The sequence below is a fragment of the Pseudomonas sp. SJZ074 genome (assembly GCF_007828215.1).
Taxonomy (GTDB): domain Bacteria; phylum Pseudomonadota; class Gammaproteobacteria; order Pseudomonadales; family Pseudomonadaceae; genus Aquipseudomonas.
Genome location: NZ_VIUE01000006.1, coordinates 19,381 through 37,284 on the forward strand (window position 1 = coordinate 19,381; position 17,904 = coordinate 37,284).

Consider the following 17,904-nt stretch of genomic DNA (forward strand, 5'->3'; position numbering starts at 1 on the left):
TTGGCAACGGAGGGATGCACATGGCAGCGCTCATCGGTACAGTCAGCAAGATTGTGGGGCAGGTTTTCGCAGAGACGGCCGCAGGCCAGCGGCGTCCTCTGGTCGAAGGGGACCGGCTGTATGCCGGCGAGCACCTGATCACCGGTGCTGAAGGAGCGGTGGCCGTGCACCTTGCGAACGGCCAGGAGCTGACTTTGGGCCGTGAAAGCAACCTGACACTCTCTACGCAGCTGCTCGCCCACCAGGTACCCCATGTCGATACGCCTGAAGCGGTGACCCCGACGGTCGGGCAACTGACCGACGTGCAGAAACTGCAGCAAGCCATCGCCGCCGGTGCCGACCCGACCCAGACCGGCGAAGCCACGGCCGCAGGGCCCGGCGCCGGTAATGCGCCCGGTGCCTTGGGTGGAGGGCACAGCTTTGTGCTGCTGGAGGAAGTGGGCGGTACCGTTGCACCGCAGATCGGGTTCCCTACGGCCGGGTTCAACGGGGTTCCCGAGTTTCCGCTGGTACGTCTGGCTGGCGATGGGAATGACAATGGCGACAATCAAACTGTGCCACCCGTGACCCCTGAACCACCGGACAATCCCGTGACCCTCGATGGCCTGAACGTGGAGGGCGGCGAACTGACCGTCAACGAGGCCAACCTGGCCGACGGCTCAGCCAGCAATCCGGGCGCATTGGTACAGAGCGGCACCTTCACCGTCAATGCCCCTGACGGGTTGAGCAGCTTGAGCATCGGCGGCATCAGCGTGATTGCCGGTGGCGTGCCCGCAGGCTTCCCCCAGGCCATCACCACCGCGCTGGGCAATACCCTGACCATCACCGGCTACAACCCCGCCACCGGAGTAGTCAGCTACACCTACACCTTGCTCGACAATGAAACCCATCCCACCGGCGACGGTGCCAATACCCTCACCGAACAGTTCCCGGTCGTGGCGGTGGACACCGATGGCGACAGCGCCACCGGCACCCTGGACGTCAATATCACCGACGACGTGCCCCAGGCGATCGATGACAGCAATGCCAGCATCGCATCGGAAACCCTGGCCACCCTCACCGGCAACGTATTGCCCAACGACCACCAGGGCGCCGACCGTATTCCCACCGGCCCAGACAGCGGGCCGATCATCGGCGGGACGTTCACCGGCACCTACGGCACCCTGGTGCTCAACCCCAACGGTACGTACACCTACACCCTGGATACCAGCGACCCGCAATTCGTGGCACTGCATGGCGGGGGAAGCGGGACCGAAACCTTCACCTACACCCTGACCGATGCAGACGGCGATACCAGCACCGCGAACCTGGTGCTGCAGGTGCACAACAACGACGATCCGGTGATCATCACTGGCCTGGACACCGAGGGTGGTGAGCTGACGGTGCAGGAGAGAAATCTCAGCGACGGCACGAGCCCGGATGCGCCAGCCCTGACCCAAAACGGCACCTTCACCGTGACCGCACTGGACGGTGTGCAGACCTTGAGCGTCGGCGGCATCACGGTCGTCAGCGGCGGGGTGGCGGCAGGTTTTCCACAGTCCATCACCACGGCGCTGGGCAACACCCTGACCATCACCGGCTTCAACGCGGCCACCGGGGTGGTCAGCTACAGCTACACCCTGCTGGACAACGAAGCCCATCCGAACGCCAACGGCGCCAACAGCCTCAGCGAGCAATTCAACGTCGTGGTCACCGATGACAACGGCACCACGGCAACCGGCAACCTTGATGTGAACATCATCGACGACCTGCCGCACGCCGTGGACGACAGCAACGCCAGCACCGCCTCGGAAACCAACCTGACCTTGACCGGCAGCGTGCTGGGCAACGACACCGAAGGTGCCGACCACGTCGCTTCCGGCCCGATCACGCCGGGCACGTTCACCGGCACCTACGGCACCCTGGTGCTCAACGCCGATGGTTCCTACACCTACACCCTCAACCCCGCCGGCACGGATTTCAAAGGTTTGCACGGTGGCGGCAACGGCACTGACACCTTCACCTACACCCTGACCGATGCAGACGGCGACACCAGCACCGCGAACCTGGTGCTGCAGGTGCACAACAACGACGATCCGGTGATCATCACCGGCTTGGATACCGACGGCGGCGAGCTGACGGTGCAGGAGAAAAACCTCAGCGACGGCAGCAGTCCTGATACATCAGCGCTGACTCAAAACGGCACCTTCACCGTGACCGCGCTGGACGGTGTGCAGACCTTGAGTGTCGGCGGCATCACGGTCGTCAGCGGCGGGGTGGCGGCAGGTTTTCCACAGTCCATCACCACGGCGCTGGGCAACACCCTGACCATCACCGGCTTCAACGCGGCCACCGGGGTGGTCAGCTACAGCTACACCCTGCTGGACAACGAAGCCCATCCGAACGCCAACGGTGCCAACAGCCTCAGCGAGCAATTCAACGTCGTGGTCACCGATGACAACGGCACCACGGCAACCGGCAACCTTGATGTGAACATCATCGACGACCTGCCGCACGCCGTGGACGACAGCAACGCCAGCACCGCCTCGGAAACCAACCTGACCTTGACCGGCAGCGTGCTGGGCAACGACACCGAAGGTGCCGACCACGTCGCTTCCGGCCCGATCACGCCGGGCACGTTTACCGGCACCTACGGCACCCTGGTGCTCAACGCCGATGGTTCCTACACCTACACCCTCAACCCCGCCGACACGGATTTCAAAGGTTTGCACGGTGGCGGCAACGGCACTGACACCTTCACCTACACCCTGACCGATGCAGACGGCGACACCAGCACCGCGAACCTGGTGCTGCAGGTGCACAACAACGACGATCCGGTGATCATCACCGGCTTGGATACCGACGGCGGCGAGCTGACGGTGCAGGAGAAAAACCTCAGCGACGGCAGCAGTCCTGATACATCAGCGCTGACTCAAAACGGCACCTTCACCGTGACCGCACTGGACGGCGTGCAGACCTTGAGTGTCGGCGGCATCACGGTCGTCAGCGGCGGGGTGGCGGCAGGTTTTCCACAGTCCATCACCACGGCGCTGGGCAACACCCTGACCATCACCGGCTTCAACGCGGCCACCGGGGTGGTCAGCTACAGCTACACCCTGCTGGACAACGAAGCCCATCCGAACGCCAACGGTGCCAACAGCCTCAGCGAGCAATTCACCGTCGTCGCCACGGATGACAACGGCACCACGGCAACCGGCAATCTCGATGTGAACATCGTCGACGACCTGCCCACCGCCCACGCCGATTCTGCCTCGGTGAATGAAGGCGGGACAGTCAGCGGCAATGTCCTGGACAACGACGTGGGCGGTGCCGATGGGCCTGCTGCCAGTGGTGCGGTGATTGGTGTACGCGCCGGTGACGACACCTCGACTCCGGCGATTGGCGGTCTCAACACCCAGATCAATGGCACCTACGGCTACCTGACCCTGGATGCCAATGGCAACGCGGTCTACCACAGCAACCCGGACAGCGTCAGTGCCCCCGGCGCCACGGACGTGTTCACTTACACCGTGCGCGATGCCGACGGTGATGAAAGCACCACTACCATCACCATCGACGTACACGACGTATGCCTGGTCGCCACGCCGGATCAAGACATCAGCGTCCACGAAAAAGCCCTCGATCTGAATCAGGATGGCCTGGACCTGGCCCCCGGCACTGTCACCGGCAGCGACCCGAGCGCCACCAGTGAAACCGCTACCGGCAGTCTCGTGGGGGCGGTAACCGGTGCCGTTGGCGCCGTGACCTTCACCTTGGTGAGCGACGCCACCGGCACCCACGGGCAGTTGTTACTCAACCCGGACGGCTCCTACACCTACACCCTGACCTCGCCCGCAACGACAACGCCCAATGCCAATGATGGCCCGAACGCGCTCAGTGAAAGTTTCACCTATCAAGCCACGGACTCCTTGGGCAACACCGTCACCAGCACCATCGTCATCAACATCGTCGACGATGTGCCAAATGCTTATTGCGACACAGCCGCGGTGGTGGAGGGCGGGACGGTCAGCGGTAACGTGCTGGACAACGACGTGCTCGGCGCCGACGGCGGTACCGTCATCGGCGTACGGGTTGGCGGCGACACTTCAACCCCGGTTGTTGGCGGTCTGAACACCCAGATCAACGGTACCTACGGCTACCTGACCCTGGATGCCAATGGCAACGCGGTCTACCACAGCAACCCGGACAGCGTCGGCGCACCCGGCGCCACGGATGTGTTCACCTACACCGTGCGCGATGGCGATGGGGATGAGAGCACCACTACGATCACCATCGATGTACACAACAGCTGCCTTGTTGCCGAAACGGACCACGACATTACCGTCTATGAAAAAGCCCTCGATCTGAATCAGGACGGCCAGGACCTGGCCCCTGGCACAGTCACTGGCAGCGATCCGAGCGGTACCGGCGAAACGGCCAGCGGCAGCCTGGTCGGTTCGGTGTCGGGTGCCACTGGCGCGGTGACCTTCACCCTGGTGGGCAACGCCACGGGGGCTTATGGTCAACTGCTGCTGCATCCTGACGGCTCCTACACCTACACCCTGACCTCGCCCGCCACGACGACCCCCCACGCCAATGACGGTCCGAACGCCTTGAGCGAAAGCTTCACCTATCAGGCCACGGATTCCCTGGGCAACACCGTTACCGGCAACCTGGTGGTGAGCATCGTCGACGATGTGCCCAGCGCCGTTGCATCGGAACGTTCAGTGACGGCGGTGGAGATCGATTCGAACCTGCTGATCGTGCTCGATGTGTCCGGCAGCATGGCCGATGCTTCCGGCATGCCGGGGCTTTCGCGGCTGGATTTGGCGAAGCAGGCCATCGGTGCCTTGCTGGATAAATATGATGACATGGGCGATGTGAAGGTCCAGTTGGTGACCTTCAGCAGCAGCGCCACCGACCAGACCTCGGTATGGGTCGATGTGGCGACCGCCAAGACGCTGCTCACCAGCCTGACGGCGGGCGGCGGGACCAACTACGATGCGGCAGTGGCGGCGGCCAAGACTGCGTTCGTCACCTCCGGGCAACTGACCGGGGCGCAGAACATCGGTTACTTCTTCTCTGACGGCAAACCGACGTCGGGCCAGGAAACCGGTGCGGCAGACGAAGCCGCCTGGAAAGCCTTCCTCGACGCCAACGGCATCAAGAACTACGCCATCGGCCTGGGCAGCGGGGTCAGCAATGCCAACCTCGACCCGCTGGCCTACGATGGCAGCACCCATACCAACACCACCGCCGTGGTGGTGACCGATCTCAACCAGCTCAACTCGGTATTGTCCGGCACCGTGCAAGGCGTGCCGGTCACCGGCAGCCTGTTGGGCGAGGGCGGTACGTTCGGCGCCGACGGAGGCTATGTCAAAAGCCTGGTGGTCGATGGCACCACGTACAGCTATGACCCGGCCGCCAACGGTGGTCAGGGTGCATTGACGGCCAGTGGCGGGGCCAACCATGGCACGTTCAACAGCGTGAACAACAGCGTGAGCATCGCCACCGCCCACAACGGCACGCTGGTGATCAACCTCGACAGCGGCGAGTACAGCTACACCTCTCAGACCACCACCAGTACGGTGATCAGCGAAAACATCGCCTACACCGTCAGTGACAACGATGGCGACCTGGCGAGTTCCAGCCTGGTGATTAACGTCGTGCCTAACAGTCCACCCGTGGCGATGGGCGACAACGTCATCACCAACGTGCTGTCGGGCAATATCGTGGTACCGGGAGAACTGTTGCTGGGCAACGACAGTGACGCCAATGGCGATCCGCTGACCGCTGCACCCACCAGCTTCAACACCGGTTGGGTCGGCAAAGGCGCGGACTTCACCGGCAGCACTGGCACGGTCAGCTTCACCGGCAACAACGTGCAGTCGATCAATCTCGACCGCAGTACCTTCGTCGCCAATCCCGCCGCCATGACGGCGGTGCTGGTGGTCAGCGGTGCACTGGGGATGGTGTCCAACAACAATACCAACGATGAGGATCGCCTCAACATCAGTCTCAAGCAAGGTGAAACCCTGACCCTGGACCACAATCTGTCGGCCGGTCGCATTGCTATGGAGTATTCCCTCAATGGCGGACCGTTCATCGCGATCAACGATGGGGCTTCGTTCACAGCGACAGCGGACGGCAACTACCAGATCCACCTCACCAACATCCCCAACCCCGGTGGCGGCAACGCCAACGCCGCGGAAAACTATCAACTGACCCTGACCGTCAACTATGCCGGCGCCCAGGACAGCGCACCGGATTACCACGGCAGCTATACCGCCAGCGATAACCACGGCGGCAGCGACAGTGCGGCGGTGAGCATCAGCTATCAGGCGGGCCATACGTTGACCGGCACCACGGGAGATGACGTATTGTTGGCCGGCAATGGCGACAACCTCCTCAATGGTGGAGACGGCAACGACATCCTCAGTGCCGGCTCGGGCAACAATACCTTGCACGGCGGAGCGGGCAACGATTTGCTCTACAGCGGCGCGGGCAATGACCTGCTCGATGGCGGCACCGGCAACGACACCGCCAGCTACGCCCATGCCACCGCCGGTGTCACGGTGAACCTGGGCCTGCTCGCCGCGCAAAACACGCTAGGCGCCGGTACCGACACCCTGGGCGGTATCGAAAACCTCGTCGGTTCGAACTTCAACGACACCCTCACCGGCGACGGGGCCAACAACCGCATCGACGGCGGACTGGGTCATGACGTGCTCAATGGCGGTGGCGGCGATGACATCCTGATCGGCGGCTTGGGCAACAACACCCTCACTGGCGGCAGCGGCGCCGATACCTTCCAGTGGATGGCAGGTAATAGCGGCCATGACGTGATCACCGACTTCACCCCCGGTCTCGACAAACTTGACCTGTCACAACTGCTGCTGGGAGAGAACGGCACCAGCGCCTCCCTGGACGACTACCTGCACTTCACCGTCACCGGCAGCGGCGCATCGGTCATCACCAGCATTGACGTCAGCGCCACCGCCGGCGCGACGCCGAACCAGACCATCGACCTGGCCGGCGTCGACCTCGCCAACCACTACGGCGTGACACCGGGCGCAGGGGGGATGATTGCGGGCGGGGCGGACACGGCGACCATCATCAATGGGATGTTGAATGATCATTCGTTGAAGGTGGATACGGTGTGAGCTGAGCTGAAATGGCAAACCCGCCGTTTCCGGGTTTCGATCGTTCCCACGCTCTGCGTGGTAATGCAGCCTGGGACGCTCTGCGTCTCCAAGAGCCGAACGCAGAACGTCCGTTGAGGCATTCCCAAGCAGAGCGTGGGAATGATCAAGGGCGGAGTGGCTAGCGATGTTCGACATTGTCCAGTGCCCGGTTCGCGAGCAATGCGCCCAGTTCAATCAATTGCTGGATACCCAACGCCACATGCCGCCGGGAACCGTTCAGCTCGAAGGCCAGATCACTGACCATGGCATTGGCCGAGGCCAGGGTTTCGCTGAGGTTGGCGAGCAGGACTTCAGTCTCGATGCCATTGACGACGGCAAAGAGCTGATCGAAGGGCGGATTGATCTCGGACTCGCTCGGTTTGGGGTTCAGGTAAAAGTCGAGGGCGCGATCGGCGGCTTTGTCATATGAGGATGTGGGGTCGGCGTCTGGCGGATTGGGAGTTACTTTGAACATAAGATGAAGCTCCATGTGTAATGAAAGGAGCCATCACCCTCGCTACCAAACGAGGTCTCCGCAAGTCAGTGAGAACCCCGGTAAGTTTAGATTTACCGAGGCTCCCGTACTGGGCTGACCATCTCATTAGGGTGGCGGCCATACGAAGGTTGGTAGACCGGACCACATGGAAAGCCGGCGCGCCCGAGGGCGCCCTGCGCATGGCCACCATAAGACGAATGCCAAAAAGACACCGTTGAAGGTAGTGACGCTGTGCGTCATGTGGAGGACGGGCTACCAAACCCGATCGCTGATTCGTCAGCGACCGGCAAACGATAGATCTCGCCCCCCTGGTGCACAAGCCGGCGGATTCTGGCGTACTTGTAGGCAATGGCGCAAGGCGGTGTAGCCCGCTCCAGCAGCGTCCCACAGCTCAATAAACACAGTTGATTGATCGTTCCCACGCTCTGCGTGGGAATGCAGCCTGGGACGCTCTGCGTCTCCCAGAGCCGAACGCAGAGCGTCCGTTGAGGCATTCCCACGCAGAGCGTGTGAACGATCAAGGGCGGAGTGGCTAGCGATGTTCGACGTTATCCAGTGCCCGACCCGCTGCCTTCAGGGCTTGCACAGTGTTTTCTGCCTGAGGATATAAACCGTCACCAACACCGCACTCGTCAACATGAACCCCCGTGCCCACGGCAAGGGCACCAGGTAGCATGACAGCAGAATGCTCGCCCACATCAACCCGATGGCGTAGACCTTGCCCTTGAGCGGGATGCCGTTGCCGCTGAGGTAATCCTTGATCCACGGCCCGAGTCGTGGGTGCTCCACCAGCCATTGGTAGAAACGCGGCGAACTGCGGGCGAAGCAGGCCGCTGCCAGAAGCAGGAAGGGCGTAGTGGGCAGTACTGGCAGGAAAATCCCGATCACCCCCAATGCCACGCTCAGCCAGCCGATGGCCAGCAGCACGTAGCGCAACATCAGGGGGCGGTTGCCTATGGGGTTGTCCATAGGCTGCGTCTTAGTGGTGACGAGGCTTGAGGATCGCCGGCTTCTCGTCCGGAGCGTTGCACAGCAGGTACAGCGCGGTGAGGGCTTCCGGGATCTGTACGATCATGTCGTCCATCAGGTTGGCATCGGCGGCGATGTCGGAGAACTCCGGTTGCTCGTCGAACAGGCCGGAGCCGACCATGATCGGCAGCAGCATTTCGCTGACTTCCTCTTCGGCGGTTTCGAACCAGGCCGCTTCGCGCAGGAACACGCCTTCCATGAAACCGATGCACCAGCCACGCAGTTCCGAATCGTCCGGGTCATCGCCCAGGTCCAGCTCGCAGGGCAGCTCGAATTCTTCGTCGGACGCCAGTTGACGGGCAATGTGCGCCTTGAGGCCGACCAGCGTGGCTTCGATTTCGATGCGTTGGGCTTCGTCGGTGTAATGCGGCTCTTCGGCGAAGAGGGCATCGATCCACTCGCGATCCGGCACCTGCTCGGAGCAGATCGACAGGGCGGTCAGGTAGCCGTGAGCGGCCACGTAGTCCAGTGCTTCGTCGTGCAGCTCATCGGCGTCGAGGAAGACTTGCAGGCGGGTCAGTTGCTCAGCGAAGGACATTACAGGCTACCTTGGGGGAATAAACAATGCGGGAATTCTAGGCCTTCTTGAGCGCCCAGGCCAGCCGCTTGGCAGATTTGCCTGCCACAGAGACCTTGTTTGGCCTTCCGGAATCTCAACACCTCTTGTCAGCAACACCCTCTGTACGAAAGGCCTCGGGTATACTGCCGCGTTTTGTGATGCCCTGCGATGCCCCAGCGGTTCGAAACGCGCACTTACGATTTACCCGGTGCAGCATGTTCGGTTCTGAACCAGCCTTGCAGGGATGTTTCGGTGATTTTTGGAGTTTCTATGCTCGAACAGGCTCAACGCGTCCTCAAGGACATCTTCGGCTACGACAGTTTTCGTGGCCGTCAGGGTGCCATTATTGAGCGCGTGGCCAGCGGTGGCGATGCGCTGGTGTTGATGCCCACCGGCGGCGGCAAGTCCTTGTGCTTCCAGGTCCCGGCGTTGTTGCGCAATGGCCTGGCAGTGGTGGTTTCGCCGCTGATCGCCTTGATGGACGACCAGGTCGCGACGCTCGAGGAACTGGGCATTGCCGCCGCTTCACTGAACTCCACCCTCAGTGCCGAGCAGCAGCGCGACCTGGCGGCGCGGATCCGGCGCGGTGAGTTGAAAATGCTCTACCTGGCTCCGGAAAGGCTGGTGCAGCCGCGCATGCTGGCCTTCCTGCAAAGCCTGGAAATCGCCCTGTTCGCCATCGACGAGGCCCACTGTGTGTCCCAGTGGGGCCACGACTTCCGTCGCGAATACCTGCAACTGGGGCAGCTGGCGGAGCTGTTCCCCGATGTACCGCGCATCGCCCTGACCGCCACCGCCGACAAACGGACCCGGGAAGAAATCGTCGAGCGTCTGCATTTGCAAGACGCCGAGCGGTTCCTTTCCAGCTTTGACCGCCCCAATATCTTCTACCGCATCGTGCCCAAGGAGCAGCCCCGCAAACAGTTGCTGGCGTTCCTCGCCGAGCGGCGCAGCGATGCGGGCATCGTCTATTGCCTGTCACGAAAAAAAGTCGATGAAGTCTCGGCGTTCCTCTGCGACCAGGGGTTTCCGGCGTTGCCCTATCACGCCGGGTTGCCCAACGAGTTGCGGGCCTATCACCAGAAGCGCTTTCTCAATGAAGAGGGCTTGATCATGGTGGCCACCGTGGCGTTCGGCATGGGCATCGACAAGCCCAACGTGCGTTTCGTGGCGCACCTGGACCTGCCCAAATCCCTCGAGGCCTATTACCAGGAAACCGGTCGTGCCGGCCGGGATGGCTTGCCGGCCGATGCCTGGATGGCCTATGGCCTTCAGGACGTGGTGATGCTCAAGCAGATGTTGCAGAACTCCGAAGGTGACGAACGCCACAAGCGCCTGGAGCAGCACAAGCTCGATGCCATGCTCTCGCTGTGTGAAGAAACCCGTTGCCGCCGTCAGACCTTGCTGGCCTATTTCGACGAAGACATGCTCCAGCCGTGCGGGCACTGCGACAACTGTGTCGATGGCGTGGAAACCTGGGACGCTACCGAACCGGCGCGCCAGGCGCTATCGACCATCTTCCGCACCGGCCAGCGCTATGGCGTGGGGCATCTGGTGGATGTCTTGCTGGGCAAGGACAACGAAAAGGTCCGCAGTTTCGGCCATCAGCACCTGTCGGTGTACGGTGTCGGCAAGGCCCGCTCCGAGAGTGAATGGCGTTCGCTGTTCCGCCAGCTCGTGGCCCGCGGCCTGGTGGACATCGACCTGGAAGGCTATGGCGGCCTGCGCCTGAGTGAGACCTGCCGGCCGCTGCTCAAGGGCGAGGTGAGCCTGGAACTGCGCCGTGATCTCAAGCCGGCGACCGCGGTCAAGAGCAGCAAGAGCCAGGCCAGCCAACTGGTCCGTGGCGAAGAGCGCGATCAGTGGGAAGCCTTGCGTGCCTTGCGGCGCAAGTTGGCCGAGGAACACGCCGTGCCGCCGTACGTCATCTTCCCCGACTCGACGCTGTTGGAGATGCTGCGCAGCCAACCCACTTCCCTGGCGGAGATGGCCCGGGTCAGCGGCGTTGGCGCGCGCAAGCTGGAGCGCTATGGCGAGGCCTTCCTCCTGGTGCTGGGCGGCGAGGCCGAGGCGCCGAAGGCGGTGGCCGATGTACGTCATGAGCTGATCACCCTGGCCCGGGCCGGCATGACCCCGTTGCAGATCGCCGGACAGCTCCAGTGCTCGGAGAAAAACGTCTACACGATGCTGGCCGAAGCCATAGGCCAGCAGCAATTGTCGCTGGAGCAGGCCCTGGACCTGCCCGAAGACCTGATGGGCGAGGTGCAGGATGCGTTCCTGGATGGGGAGGGCGAGTTGCCAACGGTGGCGGAAGTGGCGGCGCTGTTCGTCGGCCGGGTACCGGAAGGGGTCCTGTATTGCGTGAGGGCTGCGTTGCAATCGGAATTCGAAGTCTGATCAGTAAGTTGCACGCCTTTAACGATTCAGTGCGGGGCGGGCCTTGCTTGAATCCAATGTGCATGCTTAGCTGACTAATAATTAGTATTTCTCCTATTTCAGATCTGATGAGTTTTCTATGTCGTTAACCGATCAACACCGTTTTGGCATGCAACTGGCGCAGATGTCCCGGGGCTGGCGTGCCGAACTGGACCGGCGCCTGGCCGGACTGGGCCTGTCTCAGGCACGCTGGCTGGTGCTGCTGCATCTGGCCCGCTTCGAACACGCGCCGACCCAGCGCGAACTGGCCCAGAGCGTTGCCGTCGAAGGGCCGACCCTGGCTCGTTTGCTCGACAGCCTGGAAACCCAGGGGCTGGTGCAGCGCCAGGCCGTGGCCGAGGACCGCAGGGCCAAGAAGATCGTGCTCTGCGCCCCGGCCCGGCCGTTGATCGAGCAAATTGAAACCATTGCCACGCAACTGCGTCGGGAGCTGTTCGAAGGCATCGACGAAGAGGACATGCGGGTGTGCATGCGGGTTCACGGCAGGATCCTGGCCAATCTGGAAAAATCCTGAGGCATATCGGCGGTATCCCGACTTTTGAGATTCAGCGATTAGCGAACTATAACCAGTACTAAGCAATCGTATTGGAAGCGTTCGAATCGAAAGGGATACCCATGCTTGAAAGTTTGCAGTTCACGTTGCGCAGTTGGGTCAACGTGTCAGTTGTCTTGGGTGCATTGGGGTATCCGGCTTTGGCCTCTGCGCTGGGGCTGGGAGAGATCACGCTCCATTCCGCCTTGAACCAGCCGTTGCGCGCCGATATCGCCCTGGTCGATGCGGACGGGCTCAGCGAGGCCGATCTGTCAGCCAGCCTGGCCAGCCCGGACGACTTCAAGCGTGCCGGCGTGGAGCGGGTGTTCTTTCTCAGTAACCTGCGCTTTACCCCGGTAATACGTGGCGAGCGCAGTTTCATCCGGGTCACTTCCAACAAACCGGTGGAAGAACCGTTCCTCAATTTCCTGGTGCAGCTCAATCAGCCCAACGGTCGGCTCTTGCATGAATACACCGTGCTGATCGACCCACCGGGTACGCCAGGTATCGTGCCCGCTTCCGACGAACCTGCCGCTGCTCCCCGGTCCCCGTCGGCGCCAGCCATCAAGCCGCCCCCGGCGACCCAGGGCAAGCGTTACACCGTCGTGCAGGGCGACAACCCCTGGCTCATCGCCAAACGTCTGCACGATGCCGGCAGCGGCGCTTCGATACATGAACTGATGCAAGGGATCCAGGCCCTGAACCCGGGCAGCGAGCGACTTTCCATCGGCCAGCGCCTGCTGCTGCCCGATTCGGCGGTGTTGCCGTCCCCGGCAGAAACGGCAGCCACACCAGCCGCTGTCGCTGCGGACGAGCAACTGGCCGCCAGCGCGCTGCAGAACCAGCAACAACAGAAAACCATCGACGAGTTACAGGCCCGACTGCAGGCCCAGGACGAAGAAATTGCTGGTCAGCGCAAGCAGATCAGTGAGTTGCAGGCGAAACTGGCCGAGGTCCCACCGGTCCCGGCTACATCTGCTGCGCCACCCTCTGTGCCTCCGGCAACTGAGGTGGCGAAGGACGCACCAGTGGTTGAGTCGCAGTCAGTGACGCCGTCACAACCTGTGGCAGAGCAGCCCGAGCCCGAGGGTGTCAATTGGCTATGGGTGGCGGGGCTGGTGGCTCTTCTGGGGTTGCTTGCGTTGCTGCTGTTCATCCGTCGTCGACAGGAGCAGGCCGACGTACAGCCGATGCCGGAACGTCCCGAACCGATGCTCGAAGACAACGCTGAAACCTACGCATCGGCGGCCGATACGCAGCAGCCTGAGGTCGCTTCGTCGTTCAACAACGGTGATGCGCCGTTGGGGGACGTGCTGGAGGGTGTCGGGATCTACCTGACCTATGGCCGCTTCACCGAAGCCGCGGGGTTGTTGCGGGCGGCATTGCTGGCGGAGCCGGAGCGCACCGACCTGGGCCTCAAGTTGCTGGAGGTACTGGGTAAACAGGGCGATGCCATCGGCTTTCAGGCCCAGGAACATCACTTGTCGGCGCAGGGCGTCGATGCCAGGACGCTGGAAGATATTCGTGGGCGTTACCCGAAGGTCGCGATGGTTGCCGCACCCGTGGTGACACCGTCAGCGCCTCAAGCCCCTGAAGCCCTCGCTCCTGTGTCGGCGCCGGTGCACGTGCCCGACGACGAATTCGAGTTGGATCTGGATGCACTGTCCATGGACAGCAATTGGGACCTGACCAATGAACAGGACAACATCGAGGAAAAAAACGCCGGCGCGACGCCTGCCGTTGACGTCTCCCAAGAGTTGTCACTTTCGGGGTTCGACGAGCCGGAGCTGCAATGGAGTGCACCACTGGAAACCGAGTCGCTGGACGACGCCTTTCTCGACGGGTTTGCCAATGAAGAGCAGTCGCTGGAGCTGGAAGCGCTGCCCTTCGAGCCTGAGTCTGAGGCTCTGTCCCTGGAGTCCATGTCCCTTGAACCCGAAGCGCCGGAACACGCTGAAAAACTGGAGCAGGCGCAGAACTGCATCGATGATGGCGACTTGAAGACGGCGATCACCCTGCTTGAAGAATTGCTCCAGGAAGGCGATGAACCCCTCAAAGAGACCGCCCGGGTGCTGCTGGCCGGGATTCGCTGACAGCTGAAATTGATGGGGCCTCAACTGGCCTCTTCGCGAGCAAGCCCGCTCCCACACCAGTTCTGTGGACGCTCAGGAATGTGGGCTTGCTCGCGAAGGCGGCCTGTCAGATAACCAATATTCCTTTGGAAACTGCACAGCCGATCAGAACGTCTGCCCCAGGTTCAGATATACCGCCTGCTCATCATCGTCGTTAAAGCCGTAACTGAAACTCAGCGGCCCCAACGGCGTGTCGAACCCGAGGAAAATACTGGCGGCATTGATATAGCCGCTGTCGAATTCGTTGTCGTTGTTCCAGGCCCGGCCGCGCTCCAGGGAGCCGCCGAGGTACAGCGGAAAGTCCAGGGGCAGGTAGGCTCGCGGCGTCAGTCGACGGTAATACACGGCGCGCATCAGGCTCATGTTCTGCCCGGAAATCCCGTCTTCGCGAAAACCCGACAACTGCCGCGCGCCGCCAAGCACGAAGCTCGACGTCACGATTTGCGCGGTGTCGAGCGTGCGGCCATAGCGTCCACCCAGAATGAAGGTGTCCGGCCCGCTGCTCAGGGCTTTGTCCAGTTTGAACTCCCATTGGCGGTAACGCTGGTCGGACCCCAGCCCGGGTTCGTACTGGCGCCAGGTCAGGCCGATGTCTTCGCCTTCGTGGGGGAAGTACACGTTGTCGAGAGAGTCGAACGAATATTTCAGTTCGTAGAAACCTTCATTGAAATCCTCGCTGGGCTGGCTGTGATCGCCGATCCGCACATCCGCCTTGCCCCAGGCCTGGCCGACGCCGAAACGGATCTCACCGCTGTTGCCGATCTGCCGACCCAGGTTGAGGCCCAGGCCATAGCGTTCAACGCGGTATTGGGCGATCGGATCGTTGTCCAGGATCGCCTCGACGTTGCGGGATTCGAATTGCCCATAGGGCGCGATGAAGTAGCGCGAGCCCACGTCCAGCGGTTGGTAGAACTCGCTGTACAGTTCCTGCCTGTCGCCGATCTGCGCCCGGGTCAGCCACTCTGCGCCGAGGCGGTTGATACCGTTGACCCGATAGCTGGCGCCGAGGTTGAAGGCGCTGTCGCCACGCATGTCGTCCGACAGGCTCAGCCCCAGCCGCAGGTAGTCGGTGCCGGTACGTTTGCCTCGGGCACTGATCACCAGCGTGTTATCCGGGCCCTTGTGCACCACGCGGTATTGCACCTGTTCGAAGTAGTCCAGGCCATACAGCGTGCCCATGTCGGTTTGCAGGCGTCCCAGGTCCAGTGGTTCGCCAATGCGCTGGCGAACGTAATAGCGAATCACGTCGTCGCCCACTTTCGAGTCGTTCTCCACGCGAATGGCGGTGATGACCGGCGTACGCTGGCTGGGAGTACGTGCCGCCATGAGTTCGACATCGGTCGGTTCGGCAGGGCGAAGCAGTGCCAGGCGGGCCTTGAGGATCTGTGTGGCACGGTAGCCGGCATCGATCATGTCCCGGGCCCGGCCAAAATCGGTTGGACCGAAGCTCGCCAGGGCCGGCTGGATCAGTACGTCACCTTTGTTCAGCGTTGCCAGTTGTTCTTCGGAGTTGCGTCGGGTCATCAACGTGGTCGACTGGTTCAGGACATCGACCACCGTGACCAGTTGCTTGCGATTGCGCAACGGGGTGCCAATGTCGACCACGATGGCCATGTCCACGCCCATTTCCCGCGCCACGTCCAACGGAATGTTGTCGCTCATGCCTCCATCGACCAGCAACCGACCGTCCAGCTCCACCGGGGCGAACACCGCCGGGATCGACATGCTGGCGCGAATCACCTTGGGCAGGTGGCCTTTGCGAAACACGACCTTTTCACCGCTGGCGATGTCAGTGGCGACGGCGCGGAAAGGAATCGGCAGTTTATCGAAGTCGCGGGTGTCACTGGTGTGGGCCAGCAGGCTCTCGAGCAGCAGGGCCAGGTTCTGTCCCTGGATGACGCCCAGCGGCAGGCCGAGGCTGCCGTCATCGCGAAAGCTCAGTTTCTGTTTGACCAGGAAATCCCGGTCGTCCTGTTTGCGCCGGAACGGCACGTCCTTGCGAGGCGGGGCGTCGGACAGGGCTTGTTGCCAGTCGATGCTCAGGGCGAGTTTTTCCAGTTCGTCGATCTTGTACCCCGAAGCGTACAACCCGCCGATCACGGCGCCCATGCTGGTGCCGGCAATGGCATCGATCTTGATGCCTTGCTCTTCCAGGGCCTTGAGCACGCCGATGTGGGCCAGGCCTCGCGCCGCGCCGCCGGACAGTACCAGGCCGATCTTCGGCCGCGAGGTTTCGCCGGCGGGCTCGCTGGCATGGCCGAACAAGGGCAATAGCAACAGGAACAGGCAAGGCAGCAGGCGGCGCATCGTCAGTCTCGGGCGGACGGTCAAAGGCGAGTATTATAGCGGCGCCTTCGAAGCCACGAGTCGACCCGCAATGACCGAGCAAAAACCGGAAATCATCATTACCTATTGCACCCAGTGCCAATGGTTGCTGCGCGCTGCCTGGCTGGCCCAGGAACTGCTCAGCACCTTCGGTGACGATCTGGGCAAGGTGTCCCTGGTGCCGGGCACCGGCGGGGTGTTCCACATCGGTTGCGATGGCGAGCAGATCTGGGAGCGCAAGGCTGACGGCGGTTTCCCCGAGGCCAAGGTGCTCAAGCAGCGGGTCCGTGACCGGATCGACCCGGAGCGGGACCTGGGGCACAACGACCGGGTTCAGTGAGAGGGCGCTTCACTGCCAGCCATCGGTTTTTTCGCGCCGCTTAGCTGGCTCGACATCACGATGGCGGCGATGATCAGCGCGCCGCCTGACAGCATGCGCAACGTCGGGGTCTCACCGAACAGCAGCCAGGCCATGCTGATGCCGTAGACCGGCTCCATGGCGAATACCACCGCCGCCGTGCGGGCCTTGATCACCTCCAGGCTGGCGACGAACAGGCTGTGGGCCAGGCCGGTGCAGAACACGCCGAGCAGGCCGATCCACAGCCAGTCGAGGGCACGCACCGCGCTCAGTTGTGGCGCGGCCAGCGGCAACAGGCATACCCCCACCACCAGGTTTTGACACAGGGCCGCCTGCACGGGCGGCACGAAGCCTGCGCCGGCACGGTTGGTCAGCGACAGCAGGGAAAACAGCAGTCCTGATGCCACTGCCCATAGCAGGCCGGTGGTGGTGCCGCTGGCCAGGTCGAAGTCCGGCGTGACCAGCACCAGGCCGATGCTCACCAACACCACCAGCAGGATTTCATTGGCCCGAATCCGTTCACGAAACACCAATCCTTCCAGCAGCACCGTGAAGGCCGGGAAACTGGCAAACCCCAGCGTGGCGATCGCCACCCCGGCGACTTTCACCGCGATGAAAAAACTCACCCAATGCCCAGTCAACAGCAGTCCGCTGAGCAGTAGCCGCCAGCCGTCCCGCGGCCGGAGTTTCTGCCATGGGGAATGGCTGGCGAAGCGGGCGAACACCGTCAGGGCCAGCACGGCAAAAACGGCGCGGCCAAAGACGATGATCGTCGGCGAGGCGGCGGCGAGTTTGCCGAACACACCGGTCAGGCCAAACATCAGTGCGCCGATATGCAGGGCGCCCAGGGCGGTACGGGGAGTCATTGCAGTCC

The 17,904-nt window shown here is 62.4% G+C and carries 10 protein-coding genes; 5 read left to right on the top strand and 5 right to left on the bottom strand.

Annotation, left to right across the window (positions count from 1 at the left end; genetic code table 11):
- The first annotated feature begins 20 nt into the window (after positions 1-20).
- A complete protein-coding gene (locus tag FBX99_RS09595) occupies positions 21-7,142 on the top strand; it encodes a retention module-containing protein (RefSeq protein WP_145131333.1) in 7,122 nt (2,373 codons plus the stop codon).
- 160 nt (positions 7,143-7,302) lie between these two features.
- Here FBX99_RS09595 and FBX99_RS09600 read toward each other — a convergent pair whose 3' ends face one another.
- The 3 genes from FBX99_RS09600 to FBX99_RS09615 form a co-directional block, all read right to left on the bottom strand.
- Positions 7,303-7,638, bottom strand: coding sequence for a DUF6124 family protein (locus tag FBX99_RS09600; RefSeq protein WP_144928338.1), 336 nt, complete (start codon positions 7,636-7,638; stop codon positions 7,303-7,305).
- 594 nt (positions 7,639-8,232) lie between these two features.
- The gene (locus tag FBX99_RS09610; RefSeq protein ID WP_144928334.1) at positions 8,233-8,628 is read right to left on the bottom strand and encodes a YbaN family protein; all 396 of its coding nucleotides are present in this window, start codon (positions 8,626-8,628) and stop codon (positions 8,233-8,235) included.
- Positions 8,629-8,638: 10 nt separating this feature from the next.
- Entirely contained in the window at positions 8,639-9,226 is a 588-nt protein-coding gene (locus FBX99_RS09615; protein ID WP_139647302.1) for a YecA family protein, read from the bottom strand.
- A 291-nt stretch (positions 9,227-9,517) separates the two neighbouring features.
- On the opposite strand from FBX99_RS09615, the gene recQ reads away from it, so the two are divergent.
- The 3 genes from recQ (at position 9,518) to FBX99_RS09630 (ending at position 14,308) form a co-directional block, all read left to right on the top strand.
- The gene (gene recQ, locus FBX99_RS09620; protein ID WP_145131334.1) at positions 9,518-11,644 is read left to right on the top strand and encodes a DNA helicase RecQ; all 2,127 of its coding nucleotides are present in this window, start codon (positions 9,518-9,520) and stop codon (positions 11,642-11,644) included.
- 118 nt (positions 11,645-11,762) lie between these two features.
- Positions 11,763-12,197, top strand: coding sequence for a MarR family transcriptional regulator (locus tag FBX99_RS09625; RefSeq protein ID WP_041023344.1), 435 nt, complete (start codon positions 11,763-11,765; stop codon positions 12,195-12,197).
- Positions 12,198-12,298: 101 nt separating this feature from the next.
- Positions 12,299-14,308: a FimV/HubP family polar landmark protein gene (locus FBX99_RS09630; RefSeq protein ID WP_145131336.1), complete on the top strand. Its 2,010-nt coding sequence runs from the start codon at positions 12,299-12,301 to the stop codon at positions 14,306-14,308.
- Positions 14,309-14,452: 144 nt separating this feature from the next.
- Here the strand turns inward: FBX99_RS09630 and FBX99_RS09635 are convergent, their stop codons facing one another.
- Entirely contained in the window at positions 14,453-16,654 is a 2,202-nt protein-coding gene (locus tag FBX99_RS09635) for a patatin-like phospholipase family protein (RefSeq protein WP_145131338.1), read from the bottom strand.
- A 70-nt stretch (positions 16,655-16,724) separates the two neighbouring features.
- Here FBX99_RS09635 and FBX99_RS09640 point away from each other — a divergent pair, with 70 nt between their 5' ends.
- A complete protein-coding gene (locus tag FBX99_RS09640) occupies positions 16,725-17,012 on the top strand; it encodes a SelT/SelW/SelH family protein (protein ID WP_144928326.1) in 288 nt (95 codons plus the stop codon).
- Here the strand turns inward: FBX99_RS09640 and FBX99_RS09645 are convergent.
- Positions 17,006-17,896: a DMT family transporter gene (locus tag FBX99_RS09645; RefSeq protein ID WP_144928324.1), complete on the bottom strand. Its 891-nt coding sequence runs from the start codon at positions 17,894-17,896 to the stop codon at positions 17,006-17,008. The genes FBX99_RS09640 and FBX99_RS09645 overlap by 7 nt on opposite strands.
- Positions 17,897-17,904: the final 8 nt, after the last annotated feature.